Source organism: Streptomyces sp. NPDC040545, from assembly GCF_055595065.1.
The window spans coordinates 98857-124506 of record NZ_JBVIWA010000011.1; the positions used below are offsets into that span (position 1 = coordinate 98857).

Here is a 25650-nt window from a genome sequence, read left to right on the forward strand (position 1 = left end):
TCAGTCGCGCTCGCAGACGAAGATCGCGGTGCCCGGGATCAGGTTGCCGCGCAGCGGGGACCAGCCGCCCCACTCCTGGCTGTTCCACTCCGGCCACTCGGGCTCGACGAGGTCGAGCAGGCGGAAGCCGCCCGCGACCACGTCGCGCACCCGGTCGCCGATCGTGCGGTGGTGCTCCACATATACGGCGCGGCCCTGCTCGTCCTGTTCCACGTACGCGGTGCGGTCGAAGTAGGAGGCGGCGACGGACAGCCCCTCGGGTCCGGGCTCGTCGGGGAAGGCCCAGCGGACGGGGTGGGTCACGGAGAAGACCCAGCGGCCGCCGGGGCGCAGGACGCGGTGCACCTCGCGCATGACATTGACGGGGTCGGCGACGAAGGGGACGGCGCCGTAGGCGGAGCAGGCCAGGTCGAAGGAGCCGGCGCGGAAGGGCAGGCGTCCGGCGTCGGCCTCGACGAGCGGGAGGTCGTCGCCGATGCGCAGGGCGTGCTGGAGCTGGCGGTGGGAGAGGTCGAGGGCGACCGGGCGGGCGCCCTGGGCGGCCAGCCAGCGCGAGCACTGGGCGGCGCCGGCGCCGATCTCCAGGATGTCCTTGTCCCTGAGGGAGGCGGCGGGGCCGAGGAGGGCCGCCTCCGCCTCGTCCAGCCCCTCGGGACCCCACACGAAGCGGTCGTCGCCGAGGAAGGCGCCGTGGTCGCTCTGGTACTCGTCGGCGTTGCGGTCCCACCAGCTGCGGCTCGCCCGGCTGCTCTCCGCTTCCCCCGCGTCACGCCGTGTGGCCTCGGGGTCTTCCGCCGAGACCGGATCGGCTTCGGACGCTACTTCGGAGGCGTAGTCCTCTTGGTTCATGGGGCCCGTCGTCGTAGTCTGCGAATGTCTTCTGAATGTGGCAGGAAGCGCCAGGAACGGCTTCCCGCCCATGAATTGTGCCGGTTGTGCGGCGATCCGCCCGGGGTGTGCGCCTTCGCGCATTGACCCTGTCCGGCTGCCCCCGTATGCTACAAGTTGCGCTGCGAGCCTGTGCTCCTCAGACCTAGCAGGCTGCGCTTGCATCTGTTGATGTCCCCTCGGTTTTCGAGGCCCCGCCGCTCTTCGCGGAAGGGGGTCTCCTTGGCTGTCCGGCTTCTTCGGCAGATGCCGATAAGGGCTCCCGGCGTAGCAGTACCTACGACTTTCTGTCCGTAACCGGAGCCCTTTCCCACATGACGAGCAGCACCGAGACCACCTCTACCACTCCGCAGGTAGCGGTCAACGACATCGGTAACGAGGAAGCCTTCCTCGCCGCGATCGACGAGACGATCAAGTACTTCAACGACGGCGACATCGTCGACGGCGTCATCGTGAAGGTCGACCGGGACGAGGTCCTGCTCGACATCGGTTACAAGACCGAAGGCGTGATCCCGAGCCGTGAGCTCTCGATCAAGCACGACGTCGACCCGAACGAGGTCGTCAAGGTCGGCGACGAGATCGAGGCCCTGGTTCTCCAGAAGGAGGACAAGGAAGGCCGCCTGATCCTGTCCAAGAAGCGCGCTCAGTACGAGCGTGCCTGGGGCACGATCGAGAAGATCAAGGAAGAAGACGGCATCGTCACCGGTACCGTCATCGAGGTCGTCAAGGGTGGTCTCATCCTCGACATCGGCCTCCGCGGCTTCCTGCCGGCCTCTCTCGTCGAGATGCGTCGTGTCCGCGACCTCCAGCCCTACGTGGGCAAGGAGCTCGAGGCGAAGATCATCGAGCTGGACAAGAACCGCAACAACGTGGTCCTGTCCCGCCGCGCCTGGCTGGAGCAGACCCAGTCCGAGGTTCGCCAGACGTTCCTCACCACCCTGCAGAAGGGTCAGGTCCGCTCCGGCGTCGTTTCCTCGATCGTCAACTTCGGTGCCTTCGTGGACCTGGGTGGCGTCGACGGTCTCGTCCACGTCTCCGAGCTGTCCTGGAAGCACATCGACCACCCGTCCGAGGTTGTCGAGGTCGGCCAGGAGGTCACCGTCGAGGTTCTCGACGTGGACATGGACCGCGAGCGCGTCTCCCTGTCGCTGAAGGCGACGCAGGAGGACCCGTGGCAGCAGTTCGCCCGGACCCACCAGATCGGTCAGGTCGTCCCGGGTAAGGTCACCAAGCTGGTTCCGTTCGGTGCGTTCGTCCGCGTGGACGAGGGCATCGAGGGTCTGGTCCACATCTCCGAGCTGGCCGAGCGCCACGTGGAGATCCCGGAGCAGGTCGTCCAGGTCAACGACGAGATCTTCGTCAAGGTCATCGACATCGACCTCGAGCGTCGCCGGATCTCGCTGTCGCTGAAGCAGGCCAACGAGTCCTTCGGTGCCGACCCGGCGTCGGTCGAGTTCGACCCGACCCTGTACGGCATGGCCGCGTCTTACGACGACCAGGGCAACTACATCTACCCCGAGGGCTTCGACCCCGAGACCAACGACTGGCTCGAGGGCTTCGACAAGCAGCGCGAGGCCTGGGAGACCCAGTACGCCGAGGCGCAGCAGCGCTTCGAGCAGCACCAGGCTCAGGTCATCAAGAGCCGCGAGGCCGACGAGGCCGCTGCTGCCGAGGGCGCTGCCGCCCCGGCCGCCGGTGGCAACGCCGGTGCGGGCATCTCGGGTGGTTCGTACTCCTCGGAGTCGGACGAGACCTCCGGCGCCCTGGCGTCGGACGAGGCCCTGGCCGCGCTCCGCGAGAAGCTGGCCGGCGGCCAGAGCTGATCGCAGCGCGCATCACACTCCGGTGTGAGCCGAGCTGAACTGCGTTGAACGGTAAGGCCCGTCCCCTTCGGGGGGCGGGCCTTACCGCGTTTCCCCGTCAGGTCTGCCCGTCGGGTCTCCCGGTCGTGATCCGCTGCGTGATCGGTGGTGTGATCCGTTGCGTTCCTGTGAATGCGGCCAACTGGGGAATGGCCGGGCCGCCTTGGACGTTCTTGGCTGAGAACGAGGCGAGGAGGAGTGGTGACGGTGCTTGATCCACAGGGTTTGTACGAATGGGATGCCAAGGGCCTGGCGGTGGCCGACCTGGCGGTCGCCCAGGACTCGGCCGGGCTGGTCATGCTGTACCACTTCGAGGGGTACATCGACGCGGGTGAGGCCGGCGAGCAGATCGTCGAGCGGCTCCTGGACACCCTGCCCCACCAGGTGGTCGCCCGCTTCGACGCGGACCGGCTGGTGGACTACCGGGCGCGGCGCCCGCTGCTGACCTTCCAGCGCGACCGCTGGACGGAGTTCGAGGAGCCCCGGCTGGAGGTCCGGCTCGTCCAGGACGCCACCGGAGCGCCCTTCCTGCTGCTGTCCGGCCCGGAGCCGGACGTGGAGTGGGAGCGTTTCGCCGTCGCCGTCCGGCAGATCGTCGAGCGCCTGGGAGTCCGGCTCGCGGTCAACTTCCACGGCATCCCGATGGGCGTCCCGCACACCCGTCCCGTGGGCATCACCCCGCACGGCAACCGCACCGACCTCATGCCGGGCCACCGCAGCCCCTTCGACGAGGCCCAGGTGCCGGGCAGCGCGGAGTCCCTGGTGGAGTTCCGCCTGGCCCAGGCCGGGCACGACGTGCTGGGCGTCGCCGCGCACGTACCGCACTACGTCGCGCGCTCCCCGTACCCGGACGCCGCGCTGACGGTGCTGGAGGCGATCACGGCGGCGACCGGGCTGGTGCTGCCGGCCGTGGCGCACGCCCTGCGCACCGAGGCGCACCGCACGCAGACGGAGATCGACCGGCAGATCCGGGAGGGCGACGAGGAGCTGGTCAGCCTCGTGCAGGGGCTGGAGCACCAGTACGACGCGGCCGCCGGGGCCGAGACCCGGGGCAACATGATCGCCGAACCGGCGGAGCTGCCGTCGGCGGACGAGATCGGCCGCGAGTTCGAGCGGTTCCTGGCGGAGCGCGAGGGCGAGAACTGACGTACGGGCGGGGCCCCCTATGCTGCGGGGCATGCTGAAAGTAGGCCTGACGGGCGGAATCGGTGCCGGCAAGAGCGAGGTCTCGCGACTGCTGGCGGGGTACGGGGCGATCGTCGTCGACGCCGATCGGATCGCGCGCGAGGTCGTGGAGCCCGGTACGCCGGGGCTCGCGGCCGTCGTGGCGGCCTTCGGGGAGTCGGTGCTGACCGCGGAGGGGACGCTGGACCGGCCGAAGCTGGGGTCCATCGTGTTCGCGGACCCGGCGAAGCTCCAGACCCTCAACGCGATCGTGCACCCGCTGGTGGGGGCCCGGTCGACGGAGCTGGAAGCCGCCGCGGGGGCCGACGCCATCGTGGTGCACGACGTACCGCTGCTCGCCGAGAACGGCCTGGCGCCGCTCTACGACCTGGTCGTCGTCGTGGACGCGGCGCCGCGGACGCAGCTGGCGCGGCTGACCGCGCTGCGCGGGATGGCCGAGGAGGAGGCGCGGGCCCGGATGGCCGCGCAGGCGACCCGGGAGCAGCGCCTCGCGGTGGCGACCCTCGTGATCGACAACGACGGACCGCTGGAGGCGCTGGAGCCACAGGTGCGCAAGGTGTGGGACGAGCTCACGGCGCGGGCGGCGGGCGGGGACGCCTGACGTGTGCATGGAATAGCGGGTGGGGCGGGGGCGTTGAACGCGCCCGGAGAGGGAAGGATTTCGAACGTGTCCGAGACCACGCGCCCCACACCGTCCAGCCCGGAAACCCACGTCATCGACTACCGGGCCGCCGAGCACCTGCTCGCCGCCCGGGACCCGCGCGGCGCGGTCAAGCTGCTGGACTCGGTCATAGCCGCCCACCCGGAGAACACGGCGGCGCGGCTGCTGCGCGCCCGGGCCTTCTTCGCGGCGGCGCAACTGCGACCGGCCGAGCTGGAGTTCGAGCTGGTGCTGGAGCGGGAGCCGGACAACGCCTTCGCCCACTTCGCGCTGGCCCGTACGTTCGAGCGCTCGGGCCGGCCCGAGCAGGCGCGCAAGCACTTCCGCCTCGCCGCGGCCCTCGACCCGCAGCCCGACTACCTGGCGGCGGCCCGTTTCGAGGGCCCGGCCGCGGAGGGCCCGGCCGCAGAGGGCCGGGCCGGAGAAGGACCGGCCTCGGAGGGTCCGGCCTCGGACGGCCCGGCCGGAGCCGGCCCCGCCTGACTCACCGGCTGCGGGGAGGCTCGTACGGAGGGATGTCCGGGCCGGGCTGGTAGTGGGGCCCCTGGCGGATATGGCGCACGATCATGAACAGGTCGACGGCCACGACCACCGCCAGCGCCCCGCAGGCGGCCGCCCATCCGGGACGGCCCACCAGCGAGAACAAGGCCGTGCCGGCGGCAGCCCAGACCAGCCCCCAGACACCCAGCCAGAACCGCAGCCGCAGCGGACTGCGAGCGGTCACCGGCTCATTTCCGGAACGCATGGTCATCGCCTCTCATGTCCATGGTGCCACCCCCTCCGGTCAGGGGTTGAGCTTGTTCACGGCCTTGGTGGTCGTCTTCTTGAAGTCGGCGACCGGGGCGTGGGACAGGTTGCCCATCTCGCCCCACTGCACGACGGTCACGGTGGAGCCGTCGCGCCCGATCCCGTACAGGTGCACCCCGGGCTCGGAGTCGGGGATCGAGGTGTGGACCCCGTAGACGTGCGCGCCCTCCTCGACGGGGAGCGTGCCGTAGTCCTGCCAGGATGCGGTGCCGCCCGGCGTGGTCCGCAGCCAGTCGGCGGCGCAGGCGGCGACCTGGCGCTCCAGGGCGCCGACGAGCTTGGCCGCCGCGGCGGGCGAGGCGGACCGTACGGAGACCTGCACGGCGCCGGTGTCGTACTCGGTGCCGAAGACGCGGTGCCAGCTGCCCGCGGCCGGAACCACGCCCTCCAGGCAGAACGGGGTGGACTCGGGCAGCCCCTTGGTGACGGCTCCCGCGTACCAGGGCGAGGTGGGGTGCGGCGGAAGGTCGGCGCCGGCCAGGAAGCCGGGCGCGGTGGCGGCCGCGGCGGAGGAGCCGGCGGAGGCGGTCAGGAGGAGGGCGGCCGCCGCCGCGACGAGTGCGGTGGTGAGCGTGGTGGCGGTGCCGGAACGTCGGAACATGGTCGGTTCTCCCCGTGGTGTCGTGGTGGTGGTGTGTGCCTGACGAGCCTGTTCCCCGGACGGCGTGGCGGGCGACGGATTGCGGCGAATCCGGGACGCTGGAACGGCCGTACGCGCCGTCACCTGGGGGAACACCTCATGCATGGAACGCGGTCGCGGGACGCGGAACGGGGGAGAGCGTGAGCGAGGCCGAGAATTTCGCACGGCTGATGCGGGAGCTGAAGGAGCGTGCCGGGCTCAGTTACGGAGCCTTGGCGCGCCGGTTGCACACGAGCACGTCGACGCTGCACCGGTACTGCAACGGGGAGGCGCTGCCGGCGGAGTTCGCGGTGGTGGACCGCTTCGCCCGGGTCTGCGGGGCGACACAGGGAGAGGCGGTGGACCTGCACCGGGCCTGGCTGCTGGCGGACGCGCGGCGGCGCGCGGGGGCCGCGGCGGTGCCGGCCCCGGAGCCCGTGCCCGTGCCCGTGCCGGAAACCGTGACGGAGCCGGAGCCGGAGGGTGAGCCGACTGTGGTGGTGGCGCCGGAGCCCGAGCCGGAACCGGTGGCCCGGGGGGTCTGGTACCGGCGGCGGGCGGCCGTGATCGTCGCCGCGGGGGTGACGGCCGGGACGGTGGCCGTGGCGCTGCTGGCGGCGACCGGCCCCGGGCCGGGCGCGCCGCACACGGGCGGGAGTACGGGGACGGGGACGGGTGCGGGTACGAGTGCGCCGGCGTCCGCGGGATCGGGGTCCGCCTCGGCACCGGCGGCGACGGGCGCACCGGAACCGACGCCACCGGCCGGATCGGCAGGGGCGACCGGGTCGGCCGGGGTGACGGTCCCGGCGCCCGCCCAGCCCTCCGCGTCACCGCCGGCGTCGGCCCCGGGCCGGGAACCGGCCGCGCCCCTCAAGGCGGCGGTGCGGTCACACGTGTGGACCGCGGGCTGCGATCACGCCTACCTGTCCGAGCGCGGTCCGGGATCGGTGCCCCCGCCGCCCGTGGAGGCGGACGCGCCCGCCTGGGCGTCGGCGCAGCGCGCCGTGCACGCCGGGACGCAGATCGTGGAGGTCACCCTGCACGGCACGGGCGGGGGCGCCGTGGTCCTGGAGGACCTCGAAGTACGGGTGGCCGCCCGCCGCAAGCCGCCGGCCTGGAACGTCTACCAGATGTCGCAGGGCTGCGGCGGCGGGCTCACCCCTGCCGCGTTCGCCGTCAATCTGGACGCGCCGCGCCCACTGGCCCGGCCCGTCGCCGGTAACGACGGCGGCAGCACGCTGCCCGCCCCCGCCTTCCCGCTGCGCGTCTCGGCGGCCGAACCGGCCGTCCTGCGGGTGGAGGCGGCCACCACGGGATGCGACTGCGACTGGTACCTCGACCTCCGGTGGACCGGCCCGTCCGGGTCGGGGACCCTGCGCATCGACGACGGCGGGCGGCCGCTGCGCACGAGCGCCGCCGCCGGCCGGCCCGTGTACGGGTACGCACCGGAGCAGGGCCGCTGGGCCCGCTGATCTGCGGGTGCTGAACCGCAGGTCAGAAGGGGTTGTCAGTGGTCGCGCCTAGACTCGTCGGCACAGGGACGCGCCGATGGGCACCACCGGGGACCGAAGGGGAGGGGGACAGTGATGACCATGCAGCCGCAGGCATCCGCACTGCAGCCGCAGGCCACCGCACTGCTGCGGCACGCCGCGGTCTTCCTGCCCGCCGCCGTCCCCCGCGAGGGGCGGGTCGCCTTCTGGGCGCCCGACGGGGCCCCCCTGCCCGAGGCGGGCACGCCGACGCCGCTCACCGTCGTACGCCCGCACGGCGAGGGGGTCCGCAGCCGGACCGTGCCCGCGGTGACCTTCTCGGTCGCATCCGCCCTGCCCCTGCTCGCGCAGGCGCCCCACAGCCCCGCCGCGCATCCCGCCACCCGCGCCTGGGGCACCGCCGCCCGGCAGGCGCTCACCCTCGCCGCACGTGGCCGGCTCCTCCCCGGGCTCACCCCCGACGGCGTCGACGCCTGGCGCGCCGGGCCGCTCGACGCCGCCGACATCGACCACCTCCGCGCGGTCGCCGCCGCGCTGCCGTACGAGGGGTACGCGACGCCCCTGGCCGGGCGCCGTCCGCTCCAGCTGCCCGAACCGGAGGCACTGGTCCGCGCGTTCCTCGACGCCGTCGCCGACGGCCTGCCCCGCACCCCGGCCGCGGCCGTGGCCGCCGGGCGGCCGTTCGCCGCGCGGGAGCCGCAGCGGGTGCCCGGGATACAGGACTGGGCCGCGCAGGTCGCGGCCGGCTCCGACACCGGCGTCGGGATCTCGCTCCGGCTCGACCTGTCCTCGTTCCGGCTCTTCGACGAGGCCGAGGACGCCGACACCCGGCGCGCCGGAGCCGCCGTCGTCCAGGTGCACAGCCTCGCCGATCCGACCCTGGTCACCGACGCCGGGCAGCTGTGGGCGGGCACGGCGGCGGCCGGGTTCGGCCCGCGCGCCCGGATCGACGCCGTGCTCGCGCTGCGCCGGGCCGCCCGGGTCTGGCCGCCGCTGCTGCGCCTGCTGGACCAGCCCGTGCCCGATGCCCTGGCCCTGTCCGACCCGGAGCTGGAGGACCTGCTGGGGGTGGCCGCGAGCCGGCTGGCCGCCGCCGGGGTCCTGGTCCACTGGCCGCGCGAGCTGGCCCGTACGCTGTCGGCGACCGCCGTCGTACGGTCCACCGCGCCCGGTTCGGCGACCGACGGGACCGCCTTCTTCGACGCCGAGCACCTCTTCGCCTTCTCCTGGGAGCTGGCGCTCGGCGGCGACCGGCTCACCCCGGGGGAGATGGACGCGCTGGCCCAGGCGCACCGGCCCGTCGTCCGGCTGCGCGACCGGTGGGTGCGGGTCGATCCGGAGCTGGTGCGCAAGGCGCGCAAGCGGGAGCTGGGCCTGCTGGACCCGGTCGACGCGCTGGCCACCGTGCTGTCAGGGACGGCCGAGGTCGACGGCGTGACGGTCGAGGCGGTGCCGGTGGGGGCGCTGGCCGCCCTGCGGGACCGGCTGACGCGGGAGCAGGCCCCGCTGCCGCAGCCCGCCGCCCTCAAAGCCACCCTGCGCGACTACCAGGCGCGCGGCCTGGCCTGGCTGGACCTGATGACCTCCCTCGGGCTCGGCGGCTGCCTCGCCGACGACATGGGCCTCGGCAAGACCGTCACGCTGATCGCGCTGCACCTGCACCGGGACCGGCCGGAGCCCACCCTCGTGGTGTGTCCCGCGTCCCTCCTCGGCAACTGGCAGCGGGAGATCGAGAAGTTCGCCCCCGGCACGCCCGTGCGCCGCTTCCACGGCAACAGCCGCAGCACCGAGGACCTGACGTCCTGCGCGGGCGGATTCGTCCTCACCACGTACGGGACGATGCGCGCCAGCGCCGCCCTGCTCGCCGAACAGAGCTGGGGCATGGTCGTCGCCGATGAGGCACAGCACGTCAAGAACCCGCATTCGGCGACCGCGAAGGCGCTGCGCACGGTGCCGGCGCCGGCCCGGGTGGCGCTGACCGGTACCCCGGTGGAGAACAACCTCTCCGAGCTGTGGGCACTGCTCGACTGGACCACGCCGGGGCTGCTGGGCCCGCTCACCGCCTTCCGGGCCCGCCACGCGCGCCCGGTGGAGCACCAGCAGGAGGAGGACGGCGGCAACGAGGCGGCGGTCGCCCGGCTGTCCGCGCTCGTGCGGCCGTTCCTGCTGCGCCGCAAGAAGTCCGACCCCGGCATCGCGCCCGAACTGCCGCCGAAGACGGAGACCGACCATCCGGTCTCCCTCACCCGGGAGCAGGCCTCGCTCTACCAGGCGGCGGTGGACGAGGCGATGGCCGTGATCGAGTCGAGCGAGGGCATGGAACGGCGCGGCATGATCATGAAGTTGCTGGCCTCCCTCAAGCAGATCTGCAACCACCCCGCGCAGTACCTGAAGGAGGAGCAGCCCCGGATCCCGCACCGCTCGGGCAAACTCGCCCTGCTGGACGAGCTGCTGGACACGATCCTGGCCGAGGGCGGTTCGGTGCTGGTCTTCACCCAGTACGTGACGATGGCCCGCCTGATCGAACGGCACCTGCAGGCCCGCGGGATCAGCTCGCAGCTGCTGCACGGCGGGACGCCGGTGCCGCGCCGTGAGGAGCTCGTCGACCGTTTCCAGGCGGGCGAGGTCCCCGTGTTCCTGCTGTCCCTGAAGGCGGCGGGCACCGGGCTGAACCTCACCCGGGCCGGGCACGTCATCCACTTCGACCGCTGGTGGAACCCGGCCGTCGAGGAACAGGCCACCGACCGCGCCTACCGCATCGGCCAGACCCAGCCCGTACAGGTCCACCGGATCATCGCCGAGGGCACCGTCGAGGACCGGATCGCCGAGATGCTGGAGGCGAAGCGGGCCCTGGCGGACGCCGTCCTGGGCTCCGGCGAATCGGCGCTGACCGAGCTGACCGACCGCGAGCTGGCCGACCTCGTCTCCCTGCGGAGGCCCGGATGATCACCGCGCGGGACGGCCGCCGCCGCACCTTCGAGACCGTGCCCGCCGGGACCGAGGCGGTGAGCTGGTGGGGCCGGGCCTGGGTGTCGGCGCTGGAGGAGGTCTCCCGCGACGCGGCCCGCCTGGCCCGGGGGCGTACGTACGCGGACGCGGGACACGTCAGCGCGGTCACCGTCACCCCCGGCCGGATCGTGGCCTACGTCCGGGGCAGCCGACCCCGCCCGTACCGCACCGAGCTGACCCTGCCCGCCTTCACGGATCCGGAGTGGGACGCACTGCTGGAGACGGTCGCGGCCGACCCCGCGGCGCTCGCCGCCCTGCTGGAACGGGAGGTCCCGCAGTCGCTCGCGGGCGCCGTCCTGCCCGGCGCGGGCGAGCTGGTCCCGCACTGCTCCTGCCCGGACTTCGGGCGTCCGCCGTGCAAGCACGCGGCGGCCCTCTGCTACCGCGCGGCCCGCCTCCTGGACGAGGACCCCTTCGTCCTGCTGCTGCTGCGCGGCCGGGGCGAGCGGGAGCTGCTCGACGAGCTGACCCGCCGCAACGCCGCCCACGCCGCGCGCGAACAGCCGGACACGGCACCCGGCATCCCCGGTGTTCCGGCCCGGGCGGCGCTCGCCCGCACCAGCCTGCCCCTGCTGCCCGCGCCGCTTCCCGCGCCCGCCGCCGCGGGCCTGCCGCCCGCCTACCCGGCCGACCCGGCAGCCCCGGACCCCCTGGCCCTCGACCAGCTCGCCTCCGACGCGGCCGCCCGCGCCCTGGCCCTCCTCACCACCGGCGAGGACCCGATCGCCGGGCTCACCGTGTGGCAGGACGCCGTCCGGCTGGCCTCCGCACACCCCACGGCGGGGCTGACGGGCACGGCCCGCACCCTGTACCGGGACCTGGCCCGCGCCACCGGCCGTACCACCACCGATCTCGCCCGGGCCGCCGCGGCCTGGCGCCAGGGCGGGCGCCCGGCCCTCGACGCCCTCGAAGAGCCCTGGGACCCGCCCGCGGGCCCCTTCGACCGGGCCCGCCCGGCCCTGCTCGCCGCCGGCCAGGGCTCCTTCCGCCCCGACCGCAACCGCCTGACGATCCGCACCCGCCAGCTCCGCCTCGGCCGTGACGGCCTCTGGTACGCCTACGAGGACCGCCACGGCGACCAGGACTGGTGGCCGACGGGCCGCCCCTCTCCGGACCCGGTCAGCGCTCTGCTGGGCTGATGCCCGCCGCCCAGCGGGTCAGGGTGGTGAAGTCGCGGTCGCGGAGGCCGTGGCGTGGGTGGATGCGCAGCAGGAGGGCCGGGGCCGGATGGTGTTCGGCGACCCAGGCGCGGTCGCGCGGGGTGATCATGTCGTCGACCCAGGCGAAGGGCCGGCCGGCCGCCCAGTCACGGAGGTGGCGGGTCTTCCAGGAGAGGCCGTCGGGGTCGTCGGCGAAGAGTTCGGGCCACTCGACGACGGTGAGGTCACCCGGCAGCCCGATGTGCGGGGAGATCATGGTGTTGGCCTGGTGTGTCCAGGCGGTGGCCCAGGTGAGTTCGAAGGGCAGGGCCAGCAGCCGGGCGCCGTGGGAGGGGTGGAGGCGGACCCGGGCGCCGCGCCGGGCCTTGCGGGACTCCGGGTCGCGGTAGGAGAGCCAGACGTCGGGCCACATCCGGTGGCTCCGGTATCCGCGCAAACCGGCCAGGGGGGAGCGGAAGGGGTTGAGGGGGCCGTCCACGTCGAGGAGGAGCAGCGGGCGATCGGTCATGAAGTACCCACTACCCAGTACACGATTGAGTGAAATGCCTACTGCCGCTATAACCCGAATGGGGTCAGCGCGTTGTTTCCGGTGCGGGGACATCACCCGCGAACTTCTCCGGAAGGCAGGGAAACTGATGCGTCACAGTCGTCGGAATGGCGTGATCGCGGCGGTGGTTGCGGGAGGCGGACTGGCGGTCGCGGGTGTGGGTGGATTCGCCTACGCCGATGCGGACGCGGGTGGCCGGGCCGAGCGCTCGCCGGGGCTGCTGTCCGGAAACCTCGTACAACTGCCGGTGCACATCCCGGTGAACGCGTGCGGGAACACCGTGAGCGTGGTCGGCGTGCTCAACTCGGCCGCCGGGAACCGCTGTAGCAACGAGACATCGGGAGGTGGCGGCGGCCATTCCGGTACGCGCTCCGCGGATTCCGCGAAACCAGGAGGCGGGAACAGCGGAGGGGCCGTCGCGGAGGGACGCGGAAAGGATTCTCCGGGAGTGCTCTCCGGCAACGGGCTCCAGCTGCCGGTCGACCTCCCCGTGAACATCAGCGGCAACGCGGTGAGCGTGGTCGGCGTCGGGAACTCCTCCCACGGCAACACGTCCGTCAACGGCGAGGAGCCCACGGGCGGCAAGCCCGTCCAGCCGCCGGTCGTCGAACAGCCGGTGACCCCGCCCGCGCCCGCGCCCGTATCCGTGCCCCCGGCCCCGCGCCCGGCGCCTCCGGCCCCGCCGCGGCACAGCGAGGCGCTCGCCCACACCGGGTCGGACGGCGTCGGCTATCTGCTGCCCGGCGGCGGAGCGCTCCTCCTCGGCGGGGTGCTCCTCTACCGCCGCTTCCGCCTCAACTGAGCGGGCTCAGGCCGGAAGGTCCGGAGCGGGCGCGGACGCCTGCCCCGGAGGCGGCGTACGCCACCCGTCCAGGATGGCGTCGATCCGCGGGGCCAGCCGGGCGCGGGCCGCGAAGCGCGGGACACCCGCCATCAGCAGGGCGTCGTACTCGGTGTCGGTGTGCCGCACCGCCGCCCGGACCGCGACGGAGACCGCGAGTTCGTCGAGGGCCCGGCCGGCCGTGGTGCGGCCCACCCGGCCGCTGCCGCGCACCGAGGCATGCGTGGCGATCGCCACGGCCCGGTCGGCCGGACAGCCGGGGAACAGCCGCACGATCTCGGCGGCGAAAGCCGCCGTGAACCGGATGTCCTCGGCCGCACGCCGCCGCCGGTCGCGCTCCCGGCGGCGCGCCCGCGCCTCGGAGTCCGCGAGGCAGGCGCGCTCCGCGCGCGCCAGCGCGGCCTCCTCGACGAGGAGGCCCAGACGCTCGTAGCGGTGCCGGCGCTTGTTGAAGCGCACGACGACGGCGCAGAGCGAACTGGCCTCGCGGGAGCGGCGGGTGAGGGCCGTGTCCCCCCGCGGGAGATAGACGAGATGGCCGAGATCCGTACAGTCCAGGCAGCGGGGTACGCCGGACTCGCGGACGAGGTGCCGGAGCGGGCCCTGGCGGCAGTCGGCGCAGTGGATCTGCTTCAGCGACTCAAAAACCACCAGGCTCATGGACATGTGATACCGCTGTATGACCCTCATATCACCTGGTGAAGAAGGCATGCTGATGTTTCGTCGACTGTTCCTGGATGACCCGCGGCCCTTTTACCGTGGAGCGGTGGACCGCAGGAGGTCCGTCGAGGAGGGGCACATGGGTGGGCTGCGGACGATGACGGCACGGCCGGGCGGAGCATGCGCCGCCACGGACCCGACTGGCCGGGAGATAGTCATACCGCCGGGCGGTTGCACCGGCTGGCACTTCCACCGGGTCAGACTCGACGCGGTGGTCCTGGCAGGCACCCTGACCCGGGTCCTGCACGACCGGACCATCGAGGTGCACACGGCCGGGACCACCTTCGTGGAGCCCGCGGGCATAGGACACATCCACCTGGGCCACAACCTCGGCACCGAGCCGGTCGTGCTCTACGTGACCCCCGCGCTCCCCGCGGGGACCCCCTTCGCGATACCCGCCCCGGCCCCGGCCGGTGCCACGCAGGCGGCCTGCCGCTCACACAAGCCGTCGTATCTCTCCGCGGACCCGGTAGAAGCCTCCTGAGGAGGCGTGCAGACCCTCGACCACGTACCGGGCGCCGGGCTCCCGTATCCCGCGCGGGAACTGGACGTTCCACGAGGGCTCGAAGCCGTCCGACACCACCTGCACCCGCATCCGGCCGCCCTGCTGGACGCACTCCACCACCACACCGCCGGCCGGCGCCGCGGCCACCGAGACCGTCGCCACCGCCGAGGCCGACGCGGCCGGTGTGAACACCGGGAGCGCAGCCGCCGACTTCACGTCCATGGGCGCGGGCACCGAGCCCTGCTGGGCCGCCGCGATCGCCTGCTCGGTCGCGTCCACGCAGACCAGCGACCCGTCCGTGGTGACGAGATACAGCCGCTCGTCCAGGTACTGCATGGACAGGGCCGACCCGCCGCCCGTCCCCAGCTTCCACAGCCGCCGGCCGTCGGCGTCGAAGCAGTAGACCGAGGAGGAGGAGTCGCCGGCGAAGACGTGCCGCCCGTCGGGTGAGGTCGCGCACGAGTACACCGCGGCGTCGCACGCGTAGGAGGCCTCCACCGCCCCCGTCGCCTTCGAGAGCCGCTGCACGGTGTTGCGGACCGTGCCCGCGTACACCGCGTGGTCCTCCTGCCAGCCGAACAGCACCCCGCCGGGGGTCTTGGTGTGCCACAACTGCCCGCTGCCGTCGGCCGCGTACGCCGTCACACCGCCGCTGTGCCCGTGGAAGACCGCCCGCTCGTCCGCCCGGACCATCCAGGCACCCGTCCCGCCGGACTTCCGCGACCACTGGTGCTCGTCCTCGTGGTCGATGACGGTCAGGCCGCCGTTCGCGTCCGAGACGTTCAGCACACCCTCGTGGATGTCGAGCCAGTAGATGTCCACGTCCGCCGCGATCGCGTAGGCCCCGAACGGCACCTTCGACGACAGGTCGTACACCGTGCCGTCGTCGCAGCCCGCGTATATCCAGAACTCGTCCGCCACCAGGCACTTCACCCCGTCCGGCAGCGAATACCGGGCGAGCACCTCGCCGCCGTGGCTCAGCGTGTACACGTCGCCCGCCTGGTTGCCGACCCAGCAGCGATCCTCGTCCACGTGGATGCCGAAGGCCGAGGAACCGGTCCGGAAGCGCCACAGCACCGGAGCCACCGCGCGCGCCGTCGACGGGGCCGAGGTCACCTGGCGGCGGGTCACCGCACGGGCCGCGCGCTGCCCCCGCACGGCCGGGGCGTACCCCTTGCGCACCTTCTCCCCGATCTTCTTCGCGGCGGCCGCGCGGGCCTTCTCGGCGCTCGGGAAGGCGGAGGTCTGCAGCTGGCCGTCCGCGCCGATGCGCCCGTACCGCACGGACACGGCCGTGCCGTCGACGGTCACCTCGTAGAACTTGTGCGCCGCGCCGTCGTCCTGCGACAGCTCCAGATACGTCGTCTCCCGAGCCATGACAAACCCCTCCCCAAAGGCAGCGCCGCCGGCTCCCTTTCGGCCGGTGATCCCTCGTGAAAAACGCTAAGGCCCACCACTGACAATGGGCTCGTGCAGTGGGAAGCGATCACATGGCAGCGGATGGCCGAGCGGCTCGCCGGTCACCTCGACGACCCCGGCCGTGCCCCCGGGCAGGGCAGTTGGCAGCGGGTGGGCATCGACGGCGCCCCCGCCGCCGGGACCGGCGTGCTCGCCGGTGAACTCGCCGAAGCGCTGCGGCTGCGCGGCCGCTCGTCCCTGGTGGTATCGGTCGACGGTTTCCTGCGGCCGGCCTCCCTCCGCTTCGAGTTCGGCCGCGAGGACGTGGACTCCTACCTCGGCGGCTGGTACGACACGGCCGCGCTCTGGCGGGAGGTCTTCGGCCCGACCGACCCGGGCGGCAGCGGGCGGGTGCTGCCGGACCTCTGGGACCCGGTGACCGACCGGGCGACCCGCAGTCCGTACGCCGAACTCCCGCCCGGCGGCGTGCTGCTCGTGCACGGGCCGCTGCTGCTGGGGCACTGGTTCCCCTTCGACCTGAGCGTCCACATCCGGCTCTCCGCCGGCGCGCTCGCCCGTCGCACCGAGGAGTCCGCGCGCTGGACGCTGCCCGCCTTCGCGCGCTACGAGGCCGACACCGACCCGGTGTCGGCCGCCGACGCGGTGGTCCGGGCCGACGACCCCCGCCACCCCGCCTGGACCGGCATCCGGAGCCGCTGACGGGCCGGGCAAGGCCGGGCAGGGCCGCCCCCGGTCGCCGCCCCCCGTCAGGAGGACGGCGGCCCGACCGGCAGAACACCCCCTACGGCCGGCCGCCCGTCCGGGTCACCGCCAGGGCCGCGGCCCGGCATCCGGCGCGGGCGGCCTCGGCCGGGTCCGCGCCCTCCAGCCGCGCCGCGAGGAAGCCCCCGGTGAAGGCGTCCCCGGCGCCCGTCGAGTCCACCGCCTCGACCGGCTCCGCCTCGACCTCGGCGGTGATCCGGCCGCGTTCGGCGATCAGCGCCCCGGCCGCGCCGCGGGTCACCACCACCAGCGGCACCCGCCGGCTGAGCTCCGCCGCCGCCCGGGCCACCCCCGCCGGCTCCGGCAGCCCGGCCAGCAGCCGGGCCTCGTCCTCGTTCGGCAGCAGCACGTCCGCCCCCGCCACGGCGTCCAGGAAGCGCTGCGGCCCGAGGCCGGCCAGGAATCCGGCCGAGGCGGGGTCCACGCTCACCTGCACCCCCCGGGTCCGGGCCGCCCGCAGCGCGACCACCGCCAGCTCCCGGCTGCTGTCGGCGAAGAACAGATAACCGGACAGGTGGAGATGGGCCGCCCCGTCCAGCAGGGAGGGGTTCCAGTCGGCGGGGCACAGCCGCAGCGAGGCCCCGCTGTCGGTCAGGAACGTCCGCTCCGCGTCCTTGCCGACCAGTGCGACGACCGTCCCGGTCGGCTCCTGCGTGTCGATCACCAGCCGCGGCCGCACCCCCGCGTCCACCAGAGCCCGCTCGTGCCAGCGCGCCGACTCGGCGCCCACCCGCGCAAGGAGCCGTACCTCCGCCGTCCCCGTACGGGCCGCCCAGCAGGCCGCGTTGGCCCCGGCCCCGCCCGGCAGGGTCCGGATGCGGGCCGCCGTGTCGGTAGCCGGAGCCAGCGGCTCCGGATGTATGGCCACCACGTCCGTCACCACGTCCCCGACGACGAGCAGGGCCCCCGGCCCGGTCATGCCCGCGCCGCCCAGGCCCCCGCGATCCGGGCGCCGAGCCGTACGTTGCCGCGTACCGCCGCCAGGTTCGCCTCCAGCGAGGCCCCGTCCGTCTCCCGCGCCAGGAACCCCAGCAGGAACGGCGTCACCGCCTGCCCCGTGATCCCGCGTTCGCGGCACTCGGCGAGCGCCTGCGCCAGTACCCGGTCGTGCAGCTCGGGATCCAGCTGCTCCTCCAGCGCCACCGGATTGGCCACCAGCAGCGCCGAGTCCGCACCGCCCAGCGCGTCCTGCGCGGCCATCACCGCGGCGACCTCCTCGGGCCCGTGCACGGTCCAGTCCACCGGCTCGCCCGAGTCGGCCAGGTAGAACCCGGGGAAGCGGTCCGTCCCGTAGCCGAGCACCCCCACCCCCAGCGTCTCCAGCCGCTGGAGCGTGCCCGGTACGTCCAGGATCGACTTCACCCCCGCGCACACCACGGTGATCCGCGTCCGCGCCAGCAGCGACAGGTCCGCCGACTCGTCCTGCGTCTGCGCCCACTCCCGGTGCACGCCGCCCAGCCCGCCCGTGGCGAAGACCCGCAGGCCCGCCCGGGCGGCGAGGGAGGCCGTCGCGGACACCGTCGTCGCGCCGGTCGCCCCGGTCGCCAGCGCGGGCGCCAGATCCCGGTGGCCGAGCTTGCGCACGCCCTCGCCGCCCGCGATCCGCTCCAGCTGAGCCTTGTCCAGGCCCGCGTACGCCACCCCGTCCATGACCGCGATCGTCGCCGGGACCGCGCCCTCCGCGCGGACCAGGGCCTCCAGTTCGAGGCCCACCGCCAGATTGCGGGGGCGGGGCAGACCGTGCGCGATGATCGTCGACTCCAGGGCCACCACGGGCTTCCCCCGGGCGAGCGCCTCGCGTACCTCTGCCGACAGGACCGGGATCTCAGATGCTCTGTGCTGTGACATGTCCCCATCCATGGCACGGGATTGACGCCCCCAAACACCCACCCGCCACACCCGTCACAACCTGTCCGAGTAGCGTTCCCCATGGACACGCGCGGTTTCCACGACGGGCCGGCCGACCGTCCCCGCCTCCGTGGCCCGCCCCGCCCGCGAGGCCGCACAGCGCTCGCTCGACCTGCCCGTCGCCGTCGCCGACATGCGCGACCTGCCCTTCGCGGACGCCTCCTTCGACGCCGTCGTCTGCGCCGGCAACGCGCTGCCGCACCTGCTGACCGCCGAGGACGTCCGCGCCGCGCCGGCCGAAACCCGGCGGGTGCTGCGCCCCGGCGGACTGCTGCCGCTCTCCACCCGCCCGTACGGCGAACTGCTCCGGACCCGCCCGCAGAGCGAGGTCCCGCGCGTCCGCACCGGCCCCGACGGGCGGACCATCACCTTCCAGCTGTGGCAGTGGCACGCCGACGGCGAGCGGTACGACGTGGAGCCCTTCCAGCTGCTGCCCACCGGTGCCACCTGGACCACGCGGACGTCGAGGGCTGCGTGCCGGGCACTGCCGCAGGAACGGACCGCCGGGTTCGCCCGGGAGGCCGGTCTGCGCGGGACTCTGGCACGCACCGGCGGACACCGGGTTCCTCCCGCCGGTCCTCACCGCCCGGCGCCCCGGCCCGACTGGACAGGGTGACTCGTGGGCCGGGCCGTTCCTGGACGCTGTGGTCACCGCGGAGCGGGGCGGGCCGCACTAGGCTGGCGCGCCATGAGCACCAGTGATCACTCCGCCGCGCCCGCCTCCTTCTCCGTCTCCGTCGCGGACGTCGAACTGGAGGCGGACGACCTCGACCCCGGGCAGATCGTCTCCGGCGAGCCCGTCGTCACCGGCAAGGTCCTGTGGGAGTCGGCGGACGGCAAGCAGGTGCGCGGGATCTGGCAGATCACCCCCGGCGTCGTCACCGACGTCGAGGCGAACGAGCTCTTCGTGGTGGTCAGCGGCCGCGCCACCGTCGAGGTCGAGGGCGGCGAGACCCTGGAGGTCGGCCCCGGCTCCGCCTGCGTACTCCGGGAGGGCGACCGGACCACCTGGACCGTGCACGAGACGCTGCGCAAGGCCTACCACATCAGCTGCTGACGCCCTTCGCGGATGCGGGCGCGGACGTGGCTGCGGCCGTGGGTACGGGCACGGGGTGGCGGCGCGCCGTGAACAGCGCGAGCGCCGCCATCGGCAGCAGCAGCGCGGCGCCGACGGCGTTCAGCCAGCCGTAGCCCGCCCCGGACATGATCAGCCCGGCGGCCGCTCCGCCCACGCCGGCGGCCGCGTTCATCGTGAGGTCGCTCAGCCCCTGTACGGCGGCCCGCGCGGGCTGCGGCACCGAGTCCGTCAGCAGGGCCGAGCCGGACACCATCCCGGCGGACCACCCGAGGCCGAGCAGGAAGAGGCCGAGCGCGCTCCGCCCGTGGCTGGGCCCGGCCGTTCCGGCGAGCAGCGCGGCGAGGGACAGGAGGCCTGCGGCCAGTCCGATCACGGAGAGCCGGCCGAGGCGGTCCGCGAGCCAGCCCATCACGGGGGAGAAGGCGAACATGCCCGCGATGTGACCGCTGATCACCAGCCCGATGAGCTCCAGGCCGGCCCCGTGGTGCCCCAGGTCCATCGGGGTCATCACCATGATCGACACCATGGTGGTGTGCGACACGGCGACGGTGAGCAGGGCGAGCCGGGCCCGCGGCGAGGCCTTCACGGCGGCGAAGCCGGCCCGCAGCGAGCGCCCTTCACGGGTCTGCTCCTCGGGTGCGGCGAGCGCCCGGGCCGTCAGCAGCGGGTCGGGGCGCAGGAATACGGCGATCAGCGCGCCGGTGAGCAGGAAGACGGCGGCGGCCCATACGAACGGGCCGGCCGTCTCGGGTATCGCGGTGCCGGCGAAGCTGCGGCTGGCCGGTGCGGACAGGTTGGGCCCGAGGACCGCGCCGACGGTCGACGCCCAGACCACGACCGAGATGGCCCGGGCACGGTGGTCCGGGGCCGCGAGATCCGCGGCGGCGAACCGGGCCTGCAGGTTGGCGGAGGAGGCGGCACCGAAGGCGGCCATGCCGAGCAGCAGCAGCGGGAAGCTCTTGATCGTGGCGGCGAGGACGACCAGGCCAGCTCCGGCGGCGCCGATGCCGTAGGCCAGGACCAGCCCGGGGCGACGGCCGCGCGCGTTCATCAGCGCGGCGAGCGGCAGCGAGACGAGGGCGGTGCCGATCACCGCGGCGGTGGAGGCGACGCCGGACAGCGCCTCGGTGCCGCTGACCTCGGTGGCGAGTACGGGGGCCAGGGCGATGCTGATCGGCACGCCGAGGCCGCCGAGGACCTGCCCGGCCATGAGGACCCGGGAGGTGCGGCGCTGCAGCCGGGCCAGCTCGGGCGGACCGAGGGGCCGCACGGGCCGGTCGGTACCGGGCGAGGCGGTCACGGCGTACACCGGCTTCGCGGGTGCGGGACACGGGGCGCGGAGGACGCGGGGAGGCCGGGTACGGCGGCAGGAGTAGTCACCGCCGCAGTGTGCCAGCCCTTACCGCCCGGCGGAACCGTGCCGGAGCCCGGCCGGTCCGGAGCCGGTTCGCAGCCGGTCAGCAGCCGCTCCTCGGTCCGGTCCGCGGGGACGGGTCCGCAGGTCAGGACCCCGTTCAGAACAGCGGCTGCGGAAGCACGCCCTCCAGTGCGAGCAGCTGCCGCTTGGTCTCCACCCCGCCGCCGAATCCGCCGATGCCCCCGTCGTTCTCCACGACCCGGTGGCAGGCCACCACCAGCGGCAGCGGGTTCGAGCCCATGGCGTTGCCCACGGCCTGGGCGGCGCCGGGCTGTCCGGCGCGGGCTGCCAGCTCCCCGTAGCCGACGACCGATCCGTAGGGCACGGAGCGGTCCAGCTCCTGGAGCACCTGCCGGTTGAAGCCGGAGCTCAGGCGCCAGTCCAGCGGCAGCTCGAAGCGGCGCAGCGACCCCCCGAAATACGCATTGAGCTGGCGTATCGGCTCGGCCAGCAGCGCTTCCTCGCCCGGCGCGGGGCGCCGGGCGTCGGCGCCGAGACGGGAGACGAGCGGGCCGATCATCTCGTCGACCCGGTCCGGCTCGGCATGGAACTCGACCCGGACCAGACCCTCCGGGGTCGCGGCCAGGAGCAGGGGCCCGCCGAGGACGCCGTCGCCGGCGAGGACGGTCCATTCGAGGTGCGGCCCGCGGGGCCGCTCGGTGCTGTCCACGCGTCCACGGTACGGCCATCCACCGACACGGCGGTCCCGGTTGTGGATCTCGGCCACCCGCCCGCCTGCCCGCCCGCCTGCCGCCCGCCCTGACGGGGCCGGGGATCAGAACCCGCCGACCGCGTCCTGGACCACGTCCGGGGCGTTGGTGATGATCCCGTCCACTCCCATGGCCTGCACCTTCCGGGCGGTGGCCGCGTCGTCCACGATCCAGGTGTCCACCTCCATCGCCTTGCCGTGGGCGCCGAGCAGGCCGTGCACGGCCGCGACCCAGTCGGCCGAGATCGTCGTGTGCCACGGGTTGATGCGGTCGGTGAACTCCGCGTAGCGGGGCAGGTCCGCCACGGTGGGGGTGCCCAGGAAGGCCGTCACCAGGTCCGGGCGCAGCCCGTGCACGATGCGCACGGAATCGGCGCTGAAGCTCTGCACCACCAGGCGCTGCGCGACATGGCGCGCGTCGAGCCAGCCGGCCTCGTCCAGCACCTTCAGGGTCTGCTCCTCGATCCCGGGGTAGAGCTCCGGCTTCTTGATCTCCAGCAGGAGTCGCTGCCGGTTGCGCTGTACCCGGTCGAGGTACTGCCGCAGGGTCGGCACGGAGGCGCCCGCGTACTCGGCGCCGAACCAGCTGCCCGCGTCCAGCTGTGCGATCTCGGCCGCCGTGAAGTCCTTGACCTTCCAGGGCGCGCGGTCGGGGAACTGCTGCTCGACGTCGGTGGTCCGGGCCAGGGTGTCGTCGTGGATCACCACCAGCACGCCGTCCTTGGTGCGCTGCACGTCGTTCTCGACCCAGCCGAAGCCCATCTGCATCGCCAGGTCGATCGCGTCGAGGGTGTTCTCCGGGGCGTAGGCGGAGGCCCCCCGGTGGGCGTACACGACTGGGCCCCCCAGCGCGGCCAGGCCGGCGCCGGCGCCGGTTCCCGTGCCGGTGGCGGATCCGGGACCGGTGGCGGCGTAGGAAGCCGTCCCGCCCAGCAGGGTGAGAGTAAAGCCCAGGAATGCGGCGGCGGCCGCGGCGGCGGGTCGGACGTACATGTGCGTTCTCCTCGGGTCGTGAGCCCTGTTCCTGCGTCAGACGGGCGCGGAGCGGCAGACGTTGTGGCGATGCACTTCACCGCGATCATGGGGTTGAAGATCACTGAGCCGCCACCGAACTACGACAAACGGACCAGAACGAATGACAGCGGCCCGGGCGGCCGGGAGGGTCCGGAGCGCGCCGCCGGCCCGTGGGGGCGCGTGAGTGTCAGTGGGGGGTCGTACGGTTGACCCATGCGGCCCGTATCGAAGATCGAACGCACGGTGGCGCCTTTCGAGGTCGTCAGCCCCTACCAGCCCAGCGGCGACCAGCCGGCGGCCATCGCCGAGCTGGAGAAGCGCATCCGTGCAGGTGAGAAGGATGTCGTCCTGCTGGGTGCGACCGGCACCGGCAAGTCGGCGACGACGGCCTGGATGATCGAGAAGCTCCAGCGCCCCACCCTGGTCATGGCGCCGAACAAGACGCTCGCCGCCCAGCTGGCGAACGAGTTCCGCGAGCTCCTGCCGAACAACGCCGTCGAGTACTTCGTCTCGTACTACGACTACTACCAGCCCGAGGCCTACGTTCCGCAGTCGGACACGTACATCGAGAAGGACTCCTCGATCAACGAGGAGGTGGAGCGGCTGCGCCACTCCGCGACCAACTCGCTGCTGACCCGGCGCGACGTGATCGTCGTCGCCTCCGTGTCGTGCATCTACGGCCTCGGTACCCCGCAGGAGTACGTCGACCGCATGGTCTCCCTCAAGGTGGGCGAGGAGACGGACCGGGACCAGCTGCTGCGCCGCTTCGTGGACATCCAGTACACCCGCAACGACGTCGCCTTCACCCGCGGCACCTTCCGGGTGCGCGGGGACACGATCGAGATCTTCCCGGTCTACGAGGAACTGGCCGTCCGCATCGAAATGTTCGGCGACGAGATCGAGGCCCTCTCCACCCTGCACCCGCTGACCGGCGAGGTCATCAGCGAGGACCGCGAGCTGTACGTCTTCCCCGCCAGCCACTACGTCGCCGGCCCCGAGCGCATGGAGAAGGCGGTCCGGGGCATCGAGGCGGAGCTGGCCGAGCGCCTCGCCGAGCTGGAGAAGCAGGGCAAGATGCTGGAGGCGCAGCGGCTGCGCATGCGCACCACGTACGACCTGGAGATGATGCGCCAGATCGGCTCCTGCTCCGGCATCGAGAACTATTCGCTGCACATGGACGACCGCGAGCCGGGCTCCGCGCCCAACACCCTCATCGACTACTTCCCGGAGGACTTCCTCCTGGTCATCGACGAGTCGCACGTCACCGTGCCGCAGATCGGCGCCATGTACGAGGGTGACGCCTCCCGCAAGCGCACCCTGGTCGACCACGGATTCCGGCTGCCGTCCGCCCTGGACAACCGGCCGCTGAAGTGGGAGGAGTTCCAGGAGCGCATCGGCCAGACCGTCTACCTGTCGGCGACCCCCGGGAAGTACGAGCTCTCGCGCGGCGACGGATTCGTCGAACAGATCATCCGCCCCACCGGCCTCATCGACCCCGAGGTGGTGGTCAAGCCCACCGAGGGGCAGATCGACGACCTGGTCCACGAGATCCGGCAGCGGGTCGAGAAGGACGAGCGGATCCTCGTCACCACCCTCACCAAGAAGATGGCCGAGGACCTCACGGACTACTTCCTGGAGCTCGGCATCCAGGTGCGGTACCTGCACAGCGACGTGGACACCCTGCGCCGCATCGAGCTGCTGCGCGAGCTGCGGGCCGGCGAGTACGACGTCCTGGTCGGCATCAACCTGCTCCGCGAGGGCCTCGACCTGCCCGAGGTGTCCCTGGTGGCGATCCTCGACGCCGACAAGGAGGGCTTCCTGCGCTCCGGGACCTCCCTGATCCAGACCATCGGCCGCGCCGCGCGCAACGTGTCCGGCCAGGTCCACATGTACGCGGACAAGATGACCCCGGCGATGGAGAAGGCCATCGACGAGACCAACCGGCGCCGCGAGAAGCAGATCGCCTACAACACGGCGAACGGGATCGACCCGCAGCCGCTGCGCAAGAAGATCAACGACATCGTCGCCACCATCGCCCGCGAGGAACTGGACACCGAGGAGCTCCTCGGCACCGGATACCGGCAGGCGAAGGACGGCAAGGGAGCCAAGGCCCCGGTCCCGGCGCTCGGCGGCCGGGCAGCTGTCGGCAAGACCGGTGGAAAGGCCGCGAAGGGGGCGAAGGGGGCGGCGGGTGCCGAGGTTCTCACCGACCGGCCCGCGGCCGAACTGGCCGCGCTCATCGAGCAGATGACCGAGCGCATGCGCGGGGCGGCCGCCGAGCTCCAGTTCGAGGTCGCGGCCCGGATCCGGGACGAGGTGGGCGAGCTGAAGAAGGAGTTGCGGCAGATGAAGGAAGCGGGCCTCGCCTGACCGGGAGCCGGTCAGTAGGGTTGGGTCTCAGCCGCAGGTACATGCTGCACGCTCGTCATGGGGCGGGCCAGGGAGAGGGGACAGTACGTGACGGTCAACATGACCAAGGGTCAGGCCATCAGTCTGCAGAAGGCGGACGGAGGCACGCTGACCGCGGTCCGTATGGGTCTCGGCTGGCAGGCGGCCAAGCGCCGCGGACTGTTCGGCTCGCGGACCCGGGAGATCGACCTCGACGCCTCGGCGGTGCTCTTCGCCGACAAGCAGCCCGTCGACGTGGTCTTCTTCCGGCATCTGCAGAGCGACGACGGCTCGGTGCGCCACACCGGTGACAACCTCGTCGGCGGCGTCGGCCAGGGCGGCGACGACGAGGCGATCCTCGTCGACCTCCAGCGCGTGCCGGTGCACATCGACCAGATCGTCTTCACGGTGAACTCCTTCACCGGCCAGACGTTCCAGGAAGTGCAGAACGCGTTCTGCCGCATCGTCGACGAGACCAACGGCCAGGAGCTGGCCCGCTACACCCTCGACGGTGGCGGTCAGTACACCGCGCAGATCATGGCCAAGGTGTCCCGCTCGGGCGCCGGCTGGCAGATGACGGCCCTCGGGAACCCGGCCAACGGCCGCACCTTCCAGGACCTCATGCCGGCGATCCTGCCGCACCTGTAGCAGTACCGGACAA

General features: G+C 73.2%; 25 protein-coding genes. 14 read left to right on the forward strand and 11 right to left on the reverse strand.

Annotation, left to right across the window (positions count from 1 at the left end; all coding sequences use genetic code 11):
- Entirely contained in the window at positions 1-849 is an 849-nt protein-coding gene (locus ACZ573_RS21690) for a class I SAM-dependent methyltransferase (protein WP_471306600.1), read from the reverse strand.
- Between the two features lie 353 nt (positions 850-1202).
- Here ACZ573_RS21690 and rpsA point away from each other — a divergent pair, with 353 nt between their 5' ends.
- The 4 genes from rpsA (at position 1203) to ACZ573_RS21710 (ending at position 5079) form a co-directional block, all read left to right on the forward strand.
- A complete protein-coding gene (rpsA, locus tag ACZ573_RS21695) occupies positions 1203-2711 on the forward strand; it encodes a 30S ribosomal protein S1 (protein WP_030010959.1) in 1509 nt (502 codons plus the stop codon).
- A gap of 246 nt (positions 2712-2957) precedes the next feature.
- Complete coding sequence (locus tag ACZ573_RS21700; protein WP_471306602.1) at positions 2958-3896, forward strand: PAC2 family protein; 939 nt, start codon at positions 2958-2960, stop codon at positions 3894-3896.
- A 31-nt stretch (positions 3897-3927) separates the two neighbouring features.
- A complete protein-coding gene (gene coaE / locus ACZ573_RS21705) occupies positions 3928-4536 on the forward strand; it encodes a dephospho-CoA kinase (protein WP_471306604.1) in 609 nt (202 codons plus the stop codon).
- A 66-nt stretch (positions 4537-4602) separates the two neighbouring features.
- Complete coding sequence (locus ACZ573_RS21710) at positions 4603-5079, forward strand: tetratricopeptide repeat protein (protein WP_471306606.1); 477 nt, start codon at positions 4603-4605, stop codon at positions 5077-5079.
- A gap of 1 nt (position 5080) precedes the next feature.
- Here ACZ573_RS21710 and ACZ573_RS21715 read toward each other — a convergent pair whose 3' ends face one another.
- On the reverse strand, positions 5081-5341 hold the full coding sequence (locus ACZ573_RS21715) for a DUF6343 family protein (RefSeq protein ID WP_471306610.1): 261 nt from the start codon (positions 5339-5341) through the stop codon (positions 5081-5083).
- A 39-nt stretch (positions 5342-5380) separates the two neighbouring features.
- Positions 5381-6004 (reverse strand): hypothetical protein, encoded by a 624-nt coding sequence (locus ACZ573_RS21720; protein WP_471306612.1) that lies wholly within the window; start codon positions 6002-6004, stop codon positions 5381-5383.
- A gap of 179 nt (positions 6005-6183) precedes the next feature.
- Between ACZ573_RS21720 and ACZ573_RS21725 the strand changes: the two genes are divergently transcribed.
- The 3 genes from ACZ573_RS21725 (at position 6184) to ACZ573_RS21735 (ending at position 11660) form a co-directional block, all read left to right on the forward strand.
- Complete coding sequence (locus ACZ573_RS21725) at positions 6184-7494, forward strand: helix-turn-helix domain-containing protein (protein WP_471306614.1); 1311 nt, start codon at positions 6184-6186, stop codon at positions 7492-7494.
- 120 nt (positions 7495-7614) lie between these two features.
- Complete coding sequence (locus ACZ573_RS21730) at positions 7615-10458, forward strand: DEAD/DEAH box helicase (protein ID WP_471306824.1); 2844 nt, start codon at positions 7615-7617, stop codon at positions 10456-10458.
- Complete coding sequence (locus ACZ573_RS21735) at positions 10455-11660, forward strand: SWIM zinc finger family protein (RefSeq protein ID WP_471306616.1); 1206 nt, start codon at positions 10455-10457, stop codon at positions 11658-11660. The genes ACZ573_RS21730 and ACZ573_RS21735 overlap by 4 nt, the downstream gene beginning before the upstream one ends.
- Here the strand turns inward: ACZ573_RS21735 and ACZ573_RS21740 are convergent.
- The gene (locus ACZ573_RS21740) at positions 11641-12189 is read right to left on the reverse strand and encodes a hypothetical protein (RefSeq protein ID WP_471306618.1); all 549 of its coding nucleotides are present in this window, start codon (positions 12187-12189) and stop codon (positions 11641-11643) included. The genes ACZ573_RS21735 and ACZ573_RS21740 overlap by 20 nt on opposite strands.
- 127 nt (positions 12190-12316) lie before the next feature.
- On the opposite strand from ACZ573_RS21740, the gene ACZ573_RS21745 reads away from it, so the two are divergent.
- Positions 12317-13030 carry a chaplin gene (locus tag ACZ573_RS21745; RefSeq protein WP_471306620.1) on the forward strand — a complete coding sequence of 238 codons (714 nt, stop codon included), beginning with the start codon at positions 12317-12319 and terminating at the stop codon, positions 13028-13030.
- 6 nt (positions 13031-13036) lie between these two features.
- Here the strand turns inward: ACZ573_RS21745 and ACZ573_RS21750 are convergent, their stop codons facing one another.
- Positions 13037-13729: a DUF2293 domain-containing protein gene (locus ACZ573_RS21750; protein WP_471306622.1), complete on the reverse strand. Its 693-nt coding sequence runs from the start codon at positions 13727-13729 to the stop codon at positions 13037-13039.
- A 106-nt stretch (positions 13730-13835) separates the two neighbouring features.
- On the opposite strand from ACZ573_RS21750, the gene ACZ573_RS21755 reads away from it, so the two are divergent.
- The gene (locus ACZ573_RS21755; protein ID WP_471306624.1) at positions 13836-14273 is read left to right on the forward strand and encodes a cupin domain-containing protein; all 438 of its coding nucleotides are present in this window, start codon (positions 13836-13838) and stop codon (positions 14271-14273) included.
- Here ACZ573_RS21755 and ACZ573_RS21760 read toward each other — a convergent pair.
- A complete protein-coding gene (locus ACZ573_RS21760) occupies positions 14226-15671 on the reverse strand; it encodes a WGR domain-containing protein (RefSeq protein ID WP_471306626.1) in 1446 nt (481 codons plus the stop codon). The genes ACZ573_RS21755 and ACZ573_RS21760 overlap by 48 nt on opposite strands.
- 93 nt (positions 15672-15764) lie before the next feature.
- Here ACZ573_RS21760 and ACZ573_RS21765 point away from each other — a divergent pair, with 93 nt between their 5' ends.
- Positions 15765-16412: a nucleoside/nucleotide kinase family protein gene (locus ACZ573_RS21765; protein ID WP_471306627.1), complete on the forward strand. Its 648-nt coding sequence runs from the start codon at positions 15765-15767 to the stop codon at positions 16410-16412.
- An 82-nt stretch (positions 16413-16494) separates the two neighbouring features.
- Here the strand turns inward: ACZ573_RS21765 and ACZ573_RS21770 are convergent, their stop codons facing one another.
- A complete protein-coding gene (locus ACZ573_RS21770; RefSeq protein WP_471306629.1) occupies positions 16495-17394 on the reverse strand; it encodes a carbohydrate kinase family protein in 900 nt (299 codons plus the stop codon).
- On the reverse strand, positions 17391-18323 hold the full coding sequence (locus ACZ573_RS21775; RefSeq protein WP_471306631.1) for a pseudouridine-5'-phosphate glycosidase: 933 nt from the start codon (positions 18321-18323) through the stop codon (positions 17391-17393). Before ACZ573_RS21775 ends, ACZ573_RS21770 begins: the two co-directional genes overlap by 4 nt.
- 130 nt (positions 18324-18453) lie before the next feature.
- Between ACZ573_RS21775 and ACZ573_RS21780 the strand changes: the two genes are divergently transcribed.
- Both ACZ573_RS21780 and ACZ573_RS21785 read left to right on the forward strand, forming a co-directional pair.
- Positions 18454-18999, forward strand: coding sequence for a class I SAM-dependent methyltransferase (locus ACZ573_RS21780; RefSeq protein ID WP_471306633.1), 546 nt, complete (start codon positions 18454-18456; stop codon positions 18997-18999).
- Positions 19000-19071: 72 nt separating this feature from the next.
- Positions 19072-19440: a cupin domain-containing protein gene (locus ACZ573_RS21785; protein WP_471306635.1), complete on the forward strand. Its 369-nt coding sequence runs from the start codon at positions 19072-19074 to the stop codon at positions 19438-19440.
- On the opposite strand, the gene ACZ573_RS21790 is transcribed toward ACZ573_RS21785, so the two are convergent.
- From ACZ573_RS21790 to ACZ573_RS21800, 3 genes are all read right to left on the reverse strand, one after another.
- A complete protein-coding gene (locus ACZ573_RS21790; RefSeq protein WP_471306826.1) occupies positions 19430-20671 on the reverse strand; it encodes an MFS transporter in 1242 nt (413 codons plus the stop codon). The two genes, ACZ573_RS21785 and ACZ573_RS21790, sit on opposite strands and share 11 nt — an antisense overlap.
- Before the next feature lie 304 nt (positions 20672-20975).
- Positions 20976-21548 carry a methylated-DNA--[protein]-cysteine S-methyltransferase gene (locus ACZ573_RS21795; RefSeq protein WP_471306637.1) on the reverse strand — a complete coding sequence of 191 codons (573 nt, stop codon included), beginning with the start codon at positions 21546-21548 and terminating at the stop codon, positions 20976-20978.
- Between the two features lie 105 nt (positions 21549-21653).
- On the reverse strand, positions 21654-22580 hold the full coding sequence (locus ACZ573_RS21800) for a glycerophosphodiester phosphodiesterase (RefSeq protein ID WP_471306639.1): 927 nt from the start codon (positions 22578-22580) through the stop codon (positions 21654-21656).
- Positions 22581-22814: 234 nt separating this feature from the next.
- Here ACZ573_RS21800 and uvrB point away from each other — a divergent pair, with 234 nt between their 5' ends.
- A complete protein-coding gene (gene uvrB, locus ACZ573_RS21805; protein WP_471306640.1) occupies positions 22815-24971 on the forward strand; it encodes an excinuclease ABC subunit UvrB in 2157 nt (718 codons plus the stop codon).
- Between the two features lie 87 nt (positions 24972-25058).
- The gene (locus ACZ573_RS21810; protein WP_030010820.1) at positions 25059-25637 is read left to right on the forward strand and encodes a TerD family protein; all 579 of its coding nucleotides are present in this window, start codon (positions 25059-25061) and stop codon (positions 25635-25637) included.
- The last annotated feature ends 13 nt before the right edge of the window (positions 25638-25650 follow it).